Raw genomic sequence first — 14,029 nt, forward strand, 5'->3', positions numbered from 1 at the left:
TCGGGACGGGGGATGCGGTGCATGGTTTCAAGCTTCTCGCCCCGGCGGCAGTGCCGCCATCAGGCACCGCCGCGCCGGCCTGCCCGGAAACCCCTCAGCCGGCCGTCACCCCTTGCCCCGTATACTTGTCCTTCCCGGGAACTGGCAACACCATGAGCGACCGTTTCGAACTCGTCTCGCCGTATTCGCCGGCGGGCGACCAGCCTGATGCCATCGCGAAGCTGACCAGCAACTTCGAAGCGGGCATCGCCAAGCAGACCCTGCTGGGCGTCACCGGCTCGGGCAAGACCTACACCATCGCCAACGTCATCCAGAACGTGCAGAAGCCGACGCTGATCATGGCGCCGAACAAGACGCTGGCGGCGCAGCTGTATGGTGAGTTCAAGGCGTTCTTCCCGCACAACGCGGTCGAGTATTTCGTCAGCTACTACGACTACTACCAGCCGGAGGCCTACGTGCCTTCGTCGGACACCTTCATCGAGAAGGACAGTTCGATCAACGAGCACATCGAGCAGATGCGGCTGGCCGCGACCAAGACTCTGCTGTCGCGCCCGGATGCGATCGTGGTGGCCACGGTGTCGGCGATCTATGGCCTGGGTGCGCCCGAGGACTACCTGTCGCTGCGCCTGATCCTGTCCAAGGGCGAGCGCATCGACCAGCGCGACCTGATCAATCACCTCACCCAGCTGCAGTACACGCGCAACGAGTACGAGCTTCAGCGTGGCACGTTCCGCGTGCGTGGCGAAGTGATCGACGTGTTCCCGGCCGAGTCGGACAGCGAGGCGCTGCGCATCGAGCTGTTCGACGGCGAGGTCGAGAAGATCACCATGTTCGACCCGCTCACCGGTGAGACGATGCGCAACATGCAGCGTTTCACCGTCTACCCCAAGACCCACTACGCCACCACCCGCGAGCGCGTGCTGGCCGCGGTGGAAACCATCAAGGTGGAGTTGAAGGAGCGGCTTGAGCAGTTGTACGCGGAAAACAAGCTGGTCGAAGCGCAGCGCCTGGCGCAGCGCACCCAGTTCGACATCGAGATGATGGCCGAGGTCGGGTTCTGCAACGGCATCGAGAACTACTCGCGGCACCTGACCGGCAAGAACGCCGGCGAACCGCCACCGACGCTGTTCGACTACCTGCCACCGGACGCGCTGCTGGTCATCGACGAATCGCACGTGACCATTCCGCAGATCGGTGCCATGTTCAAGGGTGATCGCTCGCGCAAGGAAACCCTGGTCGAGTTCGGCTTCCGCCTGCCGTCGGCACTGGACAACCGACCGCTGCGTTTCGAGGAGTGGGAGGAGCGCTGCCCGCGCGCGATCTACGTGTCCGCCACGCCAGGCCCGTACGAGTACCGCGAGGCCGGCGACGAGATCACCGAGCTGGTGGTGCGCCCGACAGGCCTGATCGATCCGGTGGTGGAAATCCGCCCGGTGGGCACCCAGGTCGACGACCTGATGAGCGAGGCCAATGCGCGCATCAAGGCGGGTGACCGTGTGCTGGTCACCACGCTGACCAAGCGCATGGCCGAGAACCTCACCGAATACCTGACCGAACACGGCATCCGCGTGCGCTACCTGCACTCGGACGTGGACACGGTCGAGCGCGTGGAGATCATCCGCGACCTGCGCCTGGGCAAGTTCGATGTGCTGGTGGGCATCAACCTGCTGCGCGAGGGCCTGGACATGCCCGAGGTGTCGCTGGTGGCGATCCTCGACGCCGACAAGGAAGGCTTCCTGCGCTCCACCGGATCGCTGATCCAGACCATCGGCCGCGCCGCCCGCAACGTGCGCGGCAAGGCGATCCTGTATGCGGACAAGGTGACCCGCTCGATGCAGGCAGCGATCGACGAGACCGACCGCCGCCGCGCCAAGCAGGTCGAGTACAACGAAGAACATGGCATCGTGCCGCGCTCGGTCGCGCGCCCGATCGTCGACGTCCTCGAAGGCGCGCGTTCGGACGCCGCAGAGAAGGAGGCCAAGAAGGGCAAGGGCAAGGGCAGGGCGGGTGTTGCCGAGGAAGGAGCCGATTACCGTTCGCTCGGCCCGGCCCAGCTGGCGGCCCGTCTCAAGGCGCTGGAACAGCAGATGTACCAGCACGCCAAGGACCTGGAATTCGAGGATGCCGCACGCGTGCGTGACCAGATCCGGCAGCTGAAGGAAGCGAGTCTGGGCTGAACGCGGCGGTGCAGCATCTTCTTCACAAAAGTGTTGCGCTTCACGGCCGGCATCCGTAATATACGCGGCCTGCACCGACGCAATCGCGGACGTTCAGAAGCAAAAACGGGCGGTTAGCTCAGCGGTAGAGCACTACCTTGACATGGTAGGGGTCACAGGTTCGAACCCTGTACCGCCCACCACGAAGTCTCCGGAAGGGGGCTGTCGTGAACTGAAGAGCCCGGCCCTGGCGCCGGGTTTTTACGTAGCAAGGCCAGCTTTCGGGCGGCAAGAACAAGATGGGCGGTTAGCTCAGCGGTAGAGCACTACCTTGACATGGTAGGGGTCACAGGTTCGAACCCTGTACCGCCCACCACCTGGCTCCCGGCATTGCCGGTGCAGCGGTGGATCACGATGAAAGCCGGCCCTGGGCCGGCTTTTTCGTTTGCGACGGTCGCCGGCGCCCCAGAGTCAGCGCTGGGCAACCCATTCGTCGATGCTGATCATGCGCTGCAGCCGCCAGTGGCCGTCCACGCGTTCCCAGACCTGCGCGAAGCGTGTTGAACCGGCCTGATGCTGCTGGCCGCTTGCAGGCAGGCGCTGGTTACCCACGCGCAGCACGCGGTCCTGGCGCAACCGATACAACTGCAGGGCCGTCGGCTCCGGTGTCTGGTCATGCGCTGGGGACATGCCCGCATGCCCGGTGTCGGCCTGCAGGATCTGGCTGCGCAGGGAGGCATCCCCGGCGTCGGGATCGCGGCCGAACAGGCCAGCGCACAACAGCAGCAGGGCAAGCATCGGCATGGCACGGTGCTCCGGAGAAGGGAATCCAGCGTGGCACTGCCCCCTGCGGTGTGAAACCGGTATGCGACGAAAGCCGGTAAAGCGCGCGTCAAGTCGCTGCGGGAAGGATGAATCCGGGCCGGGAAGTGCCGGGCCGCGCTTCAAGGCGGCCCGGCGTGGTGGGTCACTGCGGGGTGGCCCGGTCATGGCCGCGGCGCTGGCTCAGCTCCGCGGCGGGTGAGACAGGTCAGCGATGCCGACCCCATGGACGGATCCGGTTACAGCGGGTCGCAGCACAGCAGCTGGCCGTGCTTGCCAGCGTTACCGAACGGGCACTGCGGGTGCGGTTCGCAGCCCGGTGCATATCCGGTCTTGGGCGAGACGGCGAAGGCCTGGCTGGCGCCGAAGGCCATGGCCGCGACAACGACGATACCGGCGACGGACGAAAGCACTTTCTTTCCGATCATGTGTATCTCCTTGGTTGGCGTTGTGGAGTTGCAGTTGCCGAAGGCACGGGAGTGCCGGTTGTGGCGCGAATGCAGTAACAGGGCGCCGCGACGTGATGCGCGGCATGCGGGATCAGGGCAGCGCCGGCTTCGGTGCGAGCGACGCCACGGCGGCCTGCACGACCTGGGCGTCGAGCTGGCCGACATGCTTGTAGGCAACGCGGCCATCGGCGGCCAGCACCATCAGCATCGGCGTGACGGTGGCGCGATAACGCGTGGACGCAGCGGCTTCGTTGTCGATGGCGATCGGGAAACGCAGTGCATGCTTGCCGGCGTAGTCCGCCAGCTGGTCGTATGGCGGCAGGCCGACACCGACCAGTTCGCTGTTGCCGCGGGCCGCGGCGATCTGTTGCAGCTGCGGTACCGAGGCCAGGCAGTAGCGGCATGCAGTGGAGAAGAAATAGAGGATCTGCGGAACGTCGCGCGCACCGCCGATATCGACGAAGGTCTGCTGCGTGGTGCGCAGCGCCAGTGCATCCGGGCGACTGCCCAGCTCGAGGCCATGTGCTTCAAGGCGCATGTCCTGCAGCTGCGTGGCCATCTGCTCGTTGATCTGCCGCAGCTGGCGGTTCTGCCATCCGAGCGCGATGACCAGCACGGACAGCAGCAGGGCGACAACAGGGAGCAGGACGCGCTTGAGCATCGATCATCCTTGAACGCAGCGTTGGGTTGAACATACCCGAACTGGCGCGGAGGGTGTTAAGCGGATGTTCCCGGCACATCCGCCGACGGCGCACCTGTACTAGAGTGGTGCCCGCACAGACATGCGTGCATTCCCTCCACCCATCACCAGGATCTTTCACCCATGAGCGATCATGTGCCGGTTTCCAAGCCCAATCCGTTCTTTGAACTGCTGTTCGGCGGCAATATGCTGGAAGGTACGTTCAAGGCGGTGATCTGGGTCGCCCTGTTGTCCGCTGTGCTGGCCTGGACCACGTTCCGCTGAGCGGGTGCGCGGTGCTGCGGCACCGTTGCCGATGGCCTGTGCTCAGGCGCTGAAGGCCTGGCGCAGGCTGCGCAGGGTGGCCTGCCGATGCTCCTTCGCGCTGGCCTCGCCCATCTCAAGTTCCTGCAGGCGCAATCCCACCAGCGTCATCGACAACGCATAGCCGCGTGCCGCATCGGCAGCACGCGAAAGGCCCAGTGCGCGGCGCGTCAGCGCGTTCACGTGTTCCAGGTCGGGCAGCAGCCCCAGGTAGGCGCGCTCGGCGCTGTCCAGGTCCGGGGCACGCAGGATCGCGTGTGCTTCAGCAGCAGGGGAGACGGAGGCCATGGGGGGTCCTTGTCCGTTGCGGGCGCTCGATCAGAACGAGCGCATCAGGGAAACGAAGGCCGACGTCTGCGTACCGCGACGGGCCATCGGGCTGTCCTTTACGGCATCGCCGAACCACTGGTTGGCGACGACGCCGGTCGCGCGCCACTTCGTGCCCAGGGGCGTGCTGACCGCGATCTGCAGGCTCGGTGATGTCGCGCTGCCCGGGTTGTAGGCGGCCAGTCCCGAGCGCAGCGCTTCTTCGTCGGTGATGCCGTAGTAGTAGTCGAGCAGGCGCGCACTGGAGTGCACTACGCCGACCTTGGGCACCCAGGTGAAGCGACCGGCCTGGATCGGATAGCTGTAGTGCAGGCGCGCCTCCATGCCACCTCCGTGCCCGGTGACCTCGCGCATCACGCTGGCCTCGACGATGCCCCAGTCGGCGCTGTATTCACCATTGATGCCGGCCATGGCGGACATCTGCCGGCTGTGCAGGCGACGCAGCTGAGGATCGTTCACGTCGTCGGTCTTGAAGCGCAGCGTGTAGGGCGTGACCGCCGCCGACAGGCGCAGGCCCTCGCGCTTGTACAGGTACATGCCCAGCGAGCCGGGGCTGGCGAAGAAGCGCTCGCCCTGCCAGGCAATGGACGGCACGAACAGCGGCTTGACGTCGTAGTGGGCGTACGCCCCTGAGGTCGCGCCGGCACTGATACCGGCCTGCACCCCCGGGTTCTGGTCGGCGGCGTGGGCGATCAACGGCAGGCCGATGGCAGCGGAGAACAGCAACGGGCGCAGCAGGGTCGGGGACAGCGACGGCATCGATCAGCCACTTTGCGGGGGATGGCTGCGCATGGTGGGGGCACAACATTGTCAGAACATTGCGCCTTGGCAATCGGCACGCGAAGGCGCCCAAACCCAGCGCCAGGCACTATGATCGGCACCGTTTCCGGTAGCCGAGCCCCTGATGCGCATCCTCCTGGTCGAAGACGATCCCGATCTGTCCCGTGCCCTGCAATCGGGCCTGGAGCGGCAGGGCGTGGTCGCCGACGTGGTCGGCAGCCTGGCCGAAGCTGCGGTCGCGCTGCGTGAGCCGGTGCACCAGCTGATGCTGCTCGACCGCCAGCTGCCCGATGGCGATGGCGTGGCTTTCGTCGCCACCGCGCGTGCGCTGCGCCCGAACCTGGCGGTGATCATGCTGACCGCCAAGGGCACGCTGTCGGACAAGGTCGAGGGCCTGGATGTCGGTGCCGATGACTACCTGGTGAAGCCGGTGGCGATCGAGGAGCTGATGGCGCGGATCCGGGCTGTCTCGCGGCGACCCTCGGCGATGGTGACGCCAAGCCTGCATCTGGGCCGGCTGGAATTCGACTTCGAATCGCTGCAGGCGCAGGTGGAGGGCCAGCTGCTGGCGCTGCCCCGGCGCCAGGTGCTGGTGCTGCAGGCGCTGGCGATGCGCCAGGGGCGCACGGTCACCCGCAGCGCACTGGAGGCGGCAGTGTACGGTTTTGATGATGAGATCCAGTCCAATGCGCTCGATGCGCACATTTCCAAGCTGCGCAAGGCGCTGCAGCAGGCCGGGGCCGGTGTGGAGATCCACGTGATCCGCGGCGTCGGCTACCTGCTGGCGGAGGCCTGAGATGGCCCGTCCGATCCGCTCCATCACGCTTGGCCTGGCCTGGCGCCTGTTCCTTGCACAAGCCTTCACCGTGCTGTTCGCGGTGGTCGCGCTGATCCTGACCTGGGGTGACAAGGACACCTGGGGCATGGACATGTTCATGGCCGAGGCAGTGGCCAAGGCGGTGCACAGCGAGGGTGGCCGGTTGGTGCTGGACCAGGCGCGCTGGGAAAAACTCGATGCCAGTGCAGGCGGCAACCTCTGGTTCGCGGCAGTCGACGACAAGGGAGGCTGGCTGGAGCGCGGCACGATTCCGGCGATCCACGCGCCGCTGCTGGCGCGGTTGCCGACGCTGGGCGCGACCGAACTCGGTTCGCTGGTGCCGCCGTACCTGGATGTGGCGCGGGTGATGATCCGCAACGAGGATGGGCGGCGCATCACGGTGATGGTGGGCGGGGCACCGAAGGGCGGGCTGCTGGATGGCGCGCTGATGGTGCTGCGCCTGATCGGCCTGTGGTTCTTCCTGCCGTTGATCGTGGTGACGCTGCTGGTGATGCCGACGGTGATCCATCGCGCGATGCGCGGCGTGCGCCGCTCCGCGCAGCAGGCCAAGGAACTGGACATCGGCCAGCCGGGCGCGCGGCTGGATGCGCAGCTGGTGTCGACCGAGGTCGCACCACTGGTGGAAGCGTTCAACGATGCGATCGACAAGGTGCAGCAGGGGTATGCGGCGCGTGACAAGTTCCTTGCCGATGCCGCGCACGAGTTGCGTGTGCCGATTGCAGTGGTGCAGGCACGCCTGTCGCAGCTGCCGCAGGGCGAGTTGAAGTCGCAACTGCTGACCGACGTGGCGCGGCTCGGCAACGTCGCCGAGCACCTGCTTGACCTGCAGCGACTTGATCGCAATGTCGGCGCACTGCAGCGGCTGGATCTGGCGTTGCTGGTGCGTGAAGCGGCCGCCGATCTGGCGCCGCTGGTGGTCGGTGCCGGTTACGGCTTCGAAGTGGATGCGCCCGGGATGCCGGTGTGGATCCATGGCGACAGCCTGGCGTTGGGGCGGGTGATCGCCAACCTGGTGCACAACGCCATCGTCCACGGCGGCGGACGCGGCACCATCTGCGTGCGCCTGGATGCACGTGGCCTGCTGGAGGTCAGCGACCAGGGCGCCGGCATTCCGGTCGGTGACCGCGAAGCGATCTTCGAGCCCTTCCACCGCCTGCGTGCTGCCGGCAGCGGCAGCGGCCTGGGCCTGCACCTGGTGAAGGAAATCGTGCAGCACCACGGTGGCTCGGTCAGCGTGGGTGAAGCGGCTGGCGGCGGCGCCAGTTTCAGGGTCAATTTCCACCGCGGCACCGTACGGCGCTGACAGCGACGCGAGGAAAGGCCCGATAGGCAGCCTGCCACCTCCGGCGGCAGGCTGGGGGAATGGCTCCCGAACAATCCGCCCCGGCCCTGTTTGGCCCCGGCTGCGCCGCCGGCCTGGTGCTGGGGGCGCTGGCCTGCGTGCAGATGCCGATGTTGCTGCCGCTGTGGCTGAGCGCGCCGATGGCAGTCGCCGGCGCCAGCGGCTGGCTGCTGCGCTGGCGCGGCCGTGCGTGGGCCGCGACCTTGCTCGGCCTGGCATGGGCAACACTGCACGGGCACTGGGTCCTGCACGGCCAGCTTGTGCCCGGCGCGCCTCCGCAGGATGTGCAGGTGCGGGGCCGGGTTGCCGACCTTCCGCAGCGTGGGCCGGGCTACACGCGTTTCGTGTTGCACGTCGAAGAGGCCGACGCGCTGCCAGCGCTGCGTGGCAAGCGCCTGCAGGTGACCTGGAACGATCCGTGGCGCGGGCCTCCGCAACGTGGCCTGGGCGCTGGACGCCATGCGGTTCGCGCCGGGGCGTACTGGGAACTGTCGTTGCGTGTGCGGGCGCCGCGTTCACGGATCAATCCCGGTGGCTTCGATGGCGAACGCCACGCCGTGCTGCGGGGCATCTCCGGCAATGCCTCGGTGCGTGATCCGGCCAGCGCGCGCGAGTGGCTGCCGGCGCGGGGCCTGCAGGCCTGGCGGGAACGCAGCAGTGCCGCGATCGCCGTGCAGGTGGCACATCCTGCCGCACGGTTCGTGCAGGCGTTGGCACTGGGCGATACCCGTGGTCTGTCCGATGCCGACTGGGAACACCTGCGCGCGTTGGGCCTGACCCATCTGGTCGCCATTTCCGGTTTCCACGTGGGCGTGGTCGCTGGCTTCGGCGTGCTGCTGTGCCGCCTGTCGTGGTGGCTGTGCCCGCTGCTGGGACGGTACTGGCCGCGGCCGCAGGCGGCCGCATGGGGAGCGGCACTGGCCGCAGCCACCTATGCCGTAGCGGCCGGTGGTGCACTGCCGACGGTGCGCGCGGCGCTGATGATCGGGCTGGTCGCACTGGCCAGGGCCGGGCGTCGCCCGGTTGGTGCAGGGCAGGGGCTGGCGTTGGCCGCGATGGTGATGCTGTTGCCGGCGCCGCTGTCGGTGCTCTCGGCCGGGTTCTGGCTGAGCTTCGGTGGCGTGCTGTGGTTGCTCTGGTGCCTGCCGAGGACGGGGCCGGAGGGCATCGGTGGTGGGCTGCGCGGGTTCCTTGCCGCGCAGGGTGTTGCCAGCCTCGGCCTGCTGCCGCTGTGCGTTGCCTTGTTCGGCGGGACCGCGCGGTTGGGGCCGCTGGTCAATCTGCCGATCATCCCGTGGTGGACAATGCTGGTTGTTCCGCTGTCGCTGCTCGGTACCGGCCTGCACGTGCTGCATGACGGCGCGGGGCGTTGGGCCTGGCGCGCCGCGGCCTGGCTGTTCGAGCTCAGCTGGGAGGCCCTGCAGCCGTTGGCGCTGCATCCGCAGGCGATGTGGTGGCTGGCCGAGGCGCCGCGCTGGGCGGTACCGGTGGCCTTGCTGGGGGTGTTCTGGTGGCTGCTGCCGCGCGGCGCCGGCGGTGGCCTCGCTGGCCTGCTGTTGTGCCTGCCGCTGCTGTGGCCGGCCCGGCATGCCCCTGCCGAGGGCGAACTGGAGCTGCTGGTGCACGATGTCGGCCAGGGCACGGCGGTGCTGGTGCGCACGGCCCGGCACGCGCTCTGGTACGACGTTGGGCCACCGACCGGTGGTGACGGCAACGAGCGGATCCTGATTCCGGCGTTGCGTGCGCTCGGTCAGGGGCCGCCGCAGCAGGCGATGCTCAGCCATGACCACCTGGATCACACCGGCAGCCTGCCCGGCCTGCGCCGGCAGCTGGCCGGGCTGCAACTGCTGGCGCCGCCCGGCAGCGCCATCGCCGGGGCTGCCCCCTGCCAGCAGGGGACGCGCTGGCAGTGGGATGGGGTCGATTTCCAGGTCCTGCACCCCGCGCCGGGCAGCCGGCAAGCCGAAAACGAGGACAGCTGCGTGCTGCGCATTGCCAGCCGCCACGGCGTGGTGCTGCTTCCCGGCGACATTGGTCGCCCGGCCGAGGCGGCGCTGCTGCAGGGGTATCCGCACGCGCTGAAGGCGGACGTGGTACTGGTGCCGCACCATGGCAGCGGCGGCAGCTCCAGTGCGCCGTGGGTCGCGGCGGTGGCGCCGCGGCTGGCGGTGGTCTCTGCCGGGCACCGGAACCGCTTCGGCCACCCGCGCCAGGAGGTGGTCCAGCGCTGGCAGGCGCAAGGCGCGGAAGTGCTGGCCACGGCCGACTCCGGGGCGATCCGCGTATGGCTTGGCGCACAAGGCCTGCAGCTGCGTGAACAGCGCATCCATGCATCCCGGTGGTGGGATGCCGCTGGGCGGGCGCGGTCGGCTGCTATCCTATCGCCGATCGAACAAGCGGCCGTTGGGCCGGAGGGTTGAAACGTGTGGGAACTGGTCAAGGCCGGTGGCTGGCCGATGGTGCCGCTGCTGCTGTTGGGCGTACTGGCTTTGGCGATCATCCTGGAGCGTTTCTGGTCCCTTCGGCGGACTGAAGTGCTGCCGCCCGGCCTCGGCCAGGAAGTGCGCAACTGGGCCGCTCGCGGCAAGCTCGACCCGGCCCACCTGCAGACCCTGCGGGCGAATTCGCCGCTGGGCGCGCTGCTGGCTGCCGCACTGGAAGCCCGCAACCGCCCGCGCGACCAGATCCGCGAGCGCATCGAAGACACCGGCCGCCACCTGGTGCACCGCATGGAGCGTTTCCTGAACGCACTGGGCACCATTGCCTCGGCCGGCCCGCTGCTGGGCCTGCTCGGCACGGTGATCGGCATGATCCAGATGTTCCTGGGCATCCTCGACCACGGCGTGGGCGACGTGAACCAGCTGGCTGGCGGCATCGGCAAGGCGCTGGTGTGCACGGCCACTGGCATGATCGTGGCGATCCCGGCGCTGATGTTCCATCGCTACTTCAAGGGCCGCATCCACGGCTACGTGGTGGAGATGGAGCAGGAAGCCAGCGCCCTGCTGGATACGCTCGATGGCCGCCCCGGGGTGATGAACCCGGCCCCGGCCGCGCGCCAGGCCGGCGCCGCCACGGCGAAGGCCTGATCGATGCGTATCGGCAACGACCGATCCCAGGATGAGCCGCATATCGACCTGGTGCCGCTGATCGACGTCATCCTGGTGCTGATCATCTTCTTCGTGGTCACCACCACCTTCGACGCGCGTTCTACGCTGCAGGTGCAGCTGCCGACCGCAAGCCAGCAGCAGACCAACGAGCCGCCACGCTCGCTCAGCGTGCTGATCAACGCCGAAGGCCGTTACTTCATCAATGACCAGGAAGTGCTGCGCAGCGACGTCGAGTCGGTCAAGCAGACCATCGCCGCCGTGGCCGGCAGCGATCGCGAGCAGACCGTGCTGCTGCGCGCCGACGCGCGCACTCCCTACCAGGCCGTGGTGACCGCGCAGGATGCGCTGGGTCAGCTCGGTTTCCGCCGTATTGCCATTGCAACAGCACCCGAGGTGCGTCCATGAGTTCCAATCACGCGCCGGTGTGGCCGATCTACAAACGTCTGCTGGGGTACACCCGCGCCTATTGGGTGTTCATGGTGGCCGCGGTCATCGCCATGGTGGTCGAAGCCCTGGCGGGCTACCACTTCACCAAGTTGATGGAGCCGCTGGTCAACCGTGGTTTCGTCAACCCGGAACCGCGCATGGCGGTGATCCTGCCGCTGACCATCCTCGGCCTGTTCCTGATGCGCAGCCTCGCCACCTGGGTGAGCGACTACGCGCTGGCCAAGACCGGCCGCAGCGTGGTGCGTGACCTGCGCGAACAGGTGCTGGCCAAGTACCTGCACCTGCCATCCTCGCACTTCGATACCGAAGCGACGCCGGTGATGGTCAGCCGCCTGAACTTCGACACCGAGCAGGTTACCCAGGCCAGCGCCGACGCACTCAAGACCGTGGTGGCCGACACTCTGACCATCATCGCCATGCTGGCGGTAATGCTGCAGATGAGCGTGAAGGTCACCGTGGCCATGCTGGTGGTGGTGCCGCTGATCGGCGTGATCGTGTCCTACGTGGGCAAGCGCTACCGCCGCATCAGCCGCGGTATCCAGGACGGCATGGGTTCGATGGCGCAGACCGCCGAACAGTCGCTGGCGGCGCAGCAGGAAGTGAAGGTGCACGGCACCCAGCAGCATGAGATCTCGCGCTACTCGCGCCTGGCCAACCGCATGCTGTCGCTGAACATGAAGGTGGAAGTCACCCGTGCGGCGGCGTCCAGCGTGGTGCAGTTCCTGGCCGCACTGGCGCTGGCGGTGATCGTCTGGGTATCGACCCGCGAAGCGCTGGCCGGTCGCCTCAACGCCGGCCAGTTCATGGGCCTGATGACCTCGATGATGGCCATCATTCCTTCGCTGCGCCGCCTGACCAGCGTGCAGACCTCGATCTCGCGCGGTGTGGCCGCCGCAGAGCGCCTGTTCGGCATCCTCGACATGCAGGTCGAGCGTGACGAGGGCCGCAACAGCGTGCAGCGCGTGCGCGGCGAGCTGGCCTTCGACCACGTCATGCTGCGCTACCGCGAGGACAGCGGCATTGCCCTGGACGACATCAGTTTCGTGGCGAAGCCGGGCACGGTCACCGCCATCGTGGGTCGTTCCGGCAGTGGCAAGACCAGCCTGATCCGGCTGGTGCCGCGCTTCTACGAGCCCAGCGGTGGTGTCATCACCCTCGATGGCGTCGCGCTGGATGACTATCCGTTGGCCGACCTGCGTCGCCAGGTGGCGATGGTCGGGCAGAAGGTCATGCTGTTCGATGACACCATCGCGGCCAACATCGCCTATGGCATGGAAGCGAGCGAGGAGCAGATCCGTGCGGCGGCCGAAGCGGCCAATGCGTGGGAGTTCATCGCGCGCATGCCGCAGCAGCTGCAGACCCCGGTCGGCGAGAACGGCGCACTGCTGTCCGGCGGCCAGCGCCAGCGCCTGGCGATCGCCCGCGCGATCCTGCGTGACGCGCCGATCCTGATCCTCGACGAAGCCACTGCGGCGCTGGACAACGAGTCCGAGCGACTGGTGCAGGATGCGCTGCAGCGCCTGATGCCCGAACGCACCACGCTGGTCATCGCGCATCGCCTGTCGACCATCGAGCATGCCGACCTGGTGCTGGTGATGGACCACGGCCGCATCGTTGAGCGGGGTACCCACAAGGAGCTGCTTGCCATGGGTGGCCTGTACCAGCATCTGCACAGCATGCAGTTCCGCGAAAGGCAGGACTGATGGCTGGCAAGGGTACCCAGACCCCGCCGTACTGGTACGACGGCAGCCCGGTTCCGTGGGCGATGCGGTTGCTGGCGCCGCTGTATGCCGGCGTCACCGCGCTGCGCCGCCGCGCTTATCGGCGGGGATGGCGCAAGCGCTACGCGCTGCCGGTGCCGGTCATCGTGGTTGGCAACATCACCGCCGGCGGCACCGGCAAGACGCCGCTGACCATCGCCCTGGTCGAGCGCCTGCGTGCGGCCGGCTGGAAGCCGGGCGTCGCCAGCCGTGGCTATGGCCGCGAAGACGCCGACAAGCCGCTGTGGGTGCAGGCCGACACGCCGACCGCCAAGGGCGGTGACGAACCGGTGCTGATCGCCTGGAAGACCGGCGTGCCGGTGCGCGTGGACCGTGACCGGGTTGCCGCAGGCAAGGCACTGATCCAGGCCGGATGCGATGTGATCGTCTGCGATGACGGCCTGCAGCACTACCGGCTGGCGCGCGACATCGAGATCGAAGTGGTCGATGCCCAGCGTCGCTACGGCAACGGCCGGATGATTCCTGCCGGACCGCTGCGCGAGCCGATCAGCCGTGCCAGCGAGTGCGACTTCCGCGTGGTGAATCTCGGCCAGGCCGATGAGGAATCTGCGGCCCAGGCCTGCGGTTTCGGCCAGTGGCCGATGGCCCTGCACATCGACAGCGCGCAGCCGCTGGCCGGTGGCCGCGCGCGCCCGTTGCCGTACTTCAAGGGCCAGCGTGTTCACGCGGTGGCCGGCATCGCCCATCCACAGCGCTTCTTCGACATGCTGCGCGCGCGTGGCATCGGCGTGGTGCCGCATGCCTTCGCCGACCACCAGGCCTACCAGCCGCAGGACCTGTCCTTCGGCAGCCAGCTGCCGGTGCTGATGACCGAGAAGGATGCGGTGAAATGCCGCGCATTCGGCAACGATTGGCATTACGCGGTGCCGTTGCGTGCCGAGCTGCCTGCCGCGTTCTGGGTGGCGCTGACTGACCGCCTGGACAAGCTGCGACCGAACTGAGTGGCGCGGTGGCGCTTGCATTCACGCGCCACCGGC

14 protein-coding genes and 2 tRNA genes are annotated in these 14,029 nt (G+C 67.8%); 11 read left to right on the forward strand and 5 right to left on the reverse strand.

Annotated features, from left to right (window positions below; all coding sequences use genetic code 11):
* Window positions 1-152: 152 nt before the first annotated feature.
* From uvrB to ACZK4H_RS07460, 3 genes are all read left to right on the forward strand, one after another.
* Complete coding sequence (gene uvrB, locus ACZK4H_RS07450) at window positions 153-2,177, forward strand: excinuclease ABC subunit UvrB (RefSeq protein ID WP_099552690.1); 2,025 nt, start codon at window positions 153-155, stop codon at window positions 2,175-2,177.
* Between the two features lie 107 nt (window positions 2,178-2,284).
* A tRNA-Val gene (locus ACZK4H_RS07455) sits at window positions 2,285-2,359 on the forward strand.
* Between the two features lie 98 nt (window positions 2,360-2,457).
* A tRNA-Val gene (locus ACZK4H_RS07460) sits at window positions 2,458-2,532 on the forward strand.
* Window positions 2,533-2,627: 95 nt separating this feature from the next.
* Here ACZK4H_RS07460 and ACZK4H_RS07465 read toward each other — a convergent pair.
* The 3 genes from ACZK4H_RS07465 to ACZK4H_RS07475 form a co-directional block, all read right to left on the reverse strand.
* Entirely contained in the window at window positions 2,628-2,960 is a 333-nt protein-coding gene (locus ACZK4H_RS07465) for a hypothetical protein (protein ID WP_099552689.1), read from the reverse strand.
* Between the two features lie 257 nt (window positions 2,961-3,217).
* Entirely contained in the window at window positions 3,218-3,406 is a 189-nt protein-coding gene (locus ACZK4H_RS07470) for a hypothetical protein (RefSeq protein ID WP_005408865.1), read from the reverse strand.
* A gap of 112 nt (window positions 3,407-3,518) precedes the next feature.
* The gene (locus tag ACZK4H_RS07475; protein WP_099552688.1) at window positions 3,519-4,088 is read right to left on the reverse strand and encodes a TlpA family protein disulfide reductase; all 570 of its coding nucleotides are present in this window, start codon (window positions 4,086-4,088) and stop codon (window positions 3,519-3,521) included.
* Window positions 4,089-4,250: 162 nt separating this feature from the next.
* On the opposite strand from ACZK4H_RS07475, the gene ACZK4H_RS07480 reads away from it, so the two are divergent.
* Window positions 4,251-4,391 carry a hypothetical protein gene (locus tag ACZK4H_RS07480; protein WP_173364575.1) on the forward strand — a complete coding sequence of 47 codons (141 nt, stop codon included), beginning with the start codon at window positions 4,251-4,253 and terminating at the stop codon, window positions 4,389-4,391.
* Between the two features lie 42 nt (window positions 4,392-4,433).
* Here the strand turns inward: ACZK4H_RS07480 and ACZK4H_RS07485 are convergent, their stop codons facing one another.
* Window positions 4,434-4,718, reverse strand: coding sequence for a hypothetical protein (locus ACZK4H_RS07485; RefSeq protein WP_088025549.1), 285 nt, complete (start codon window positions 4,716-4,718; stop codon window positions 4,434-4,436).
* Window positions 4,719-4,748: 30 nt separating this feature from the next.
* Window positions 4,749-5,516 (reverse strand): MipA/OmpV family protein, encoded by a 768-nt coding sequence (locus ACZK4H_RS07490; RefSeq protein ID WP_099552687.1) that lies wholly within the window; start codon window positions 5,514-5,516, stop codon window positions 4,749-4,751.
* Window positions 5,517-5,661: 145 nt separating this feature from the next.
* On the opposite strand from ACZK4H_RS07490, the gene ACZK4H_RS07495 reads away from it, so the two are divergent.
* From ACZK4H_RS07495 to lpxK, 7 genes are read left to right on the forward strand one after another with little or no spacing between them, the layout of a single operon-like run.
* Window positions 5,662-6,333 carry a response regulator transcription factor gene (locus ACZK4H_RS07495; protein ID WP_057503598.1) on the forward strand — a complete coding sequence of 224 codons (672 nt, stop codon included), beginning with the start codon at window positions 5,662-5,664 and terminating at the stop codon, window positions 6,331-6,333.
* Window position 6,334: 1 nt separating this feature from the next.
* Window positions 6,335-7,678: a sensor histidine kinase gene (locus tag ACZK4H_RS07500; RefSeq protein ID WP_099552686.1), complete on the forward strand. Its 1,344-nt coding sequence runs from the start codon at window positions 6,335-6,337 to the stop codon at window positions 7,676-7,678.
* Window positions 7,679-7,737: 59 nt separating this feature from the next.
* The gene (locus ACZK4H_RS07505; protein ID WP_099552685.1) at window positions 7,738-10,137 is read left to right on the forward strand and encodes a DNA internalization-related competence protein ComEC/Rec2; all 2,400 of its coding nucleotides are present in this window, start codon (window positions 7,738-7,740) and stop codon (window positions 10,135-10,137) included.
* A 3-nt stretch (window positions 10,138-10,140) separates the two neighbouring features.
* Complete coding sequence (locus ACZK4H_RS07510; RefSeq protein WP_049432517.1) at window positions 10,141-10,803, forward strand: MotA/TolQ/ExbB proton channel family protein; 663 nt, start codon at window positions 10,141-10,143, stop codon at window positions 10,801-10,803.
* 3 nt (window positions 10,804-10,806) lie between these two features.
* Window positions 10,807-11,229 (forward strand): ExbD/TolR family protein, encoded by a 423-nt coding sequence (locus ACZK4H_RS07515; protein WP_004152323.1) that lies wholly within the window; start codon window positions 10,807-10,809, stop codon window positions 11,227-11,229.
* The gene (gene msbA / locus ACZK4H_RS07520; RefSeq protein WP_099552684.1) at window positions 11,226-12,974 is read left to right on the forward strand and encodes a lipid A export permease/ATP-binding protein MsbA; all 1,749 of its coding nucleotides are present in this window, start codon (window positions 11,226-11,228) and stop codon (window positions 12,972-12,974) included. The genes ACZK4H_RS07515 and msbA overlap by 4 nt, the downstream gene beginning before the upstream one ends.
* On the forward strand, window positions 12,974-13,993 hold the full coding sequence (gene lpxK, locus ACZK4H_RS07525) for a tetraacyldisaccharide 4'-kinase (protein WP_099552683.1): 1,020 nt from the start codon (window positions 12,974-12,976) through the stop codon (window positions 13,991-13,993). Before msbA ends, lpxK begins: the two co-directional genes overlap by 1 nt.
* The last annotated feature ends 36 nt before the right edge of the window (window positions 13,994-14,029 follow it).

This window comes from Stenotrophomonas sp. 78350_Sma (assembly GCF_056482105.1).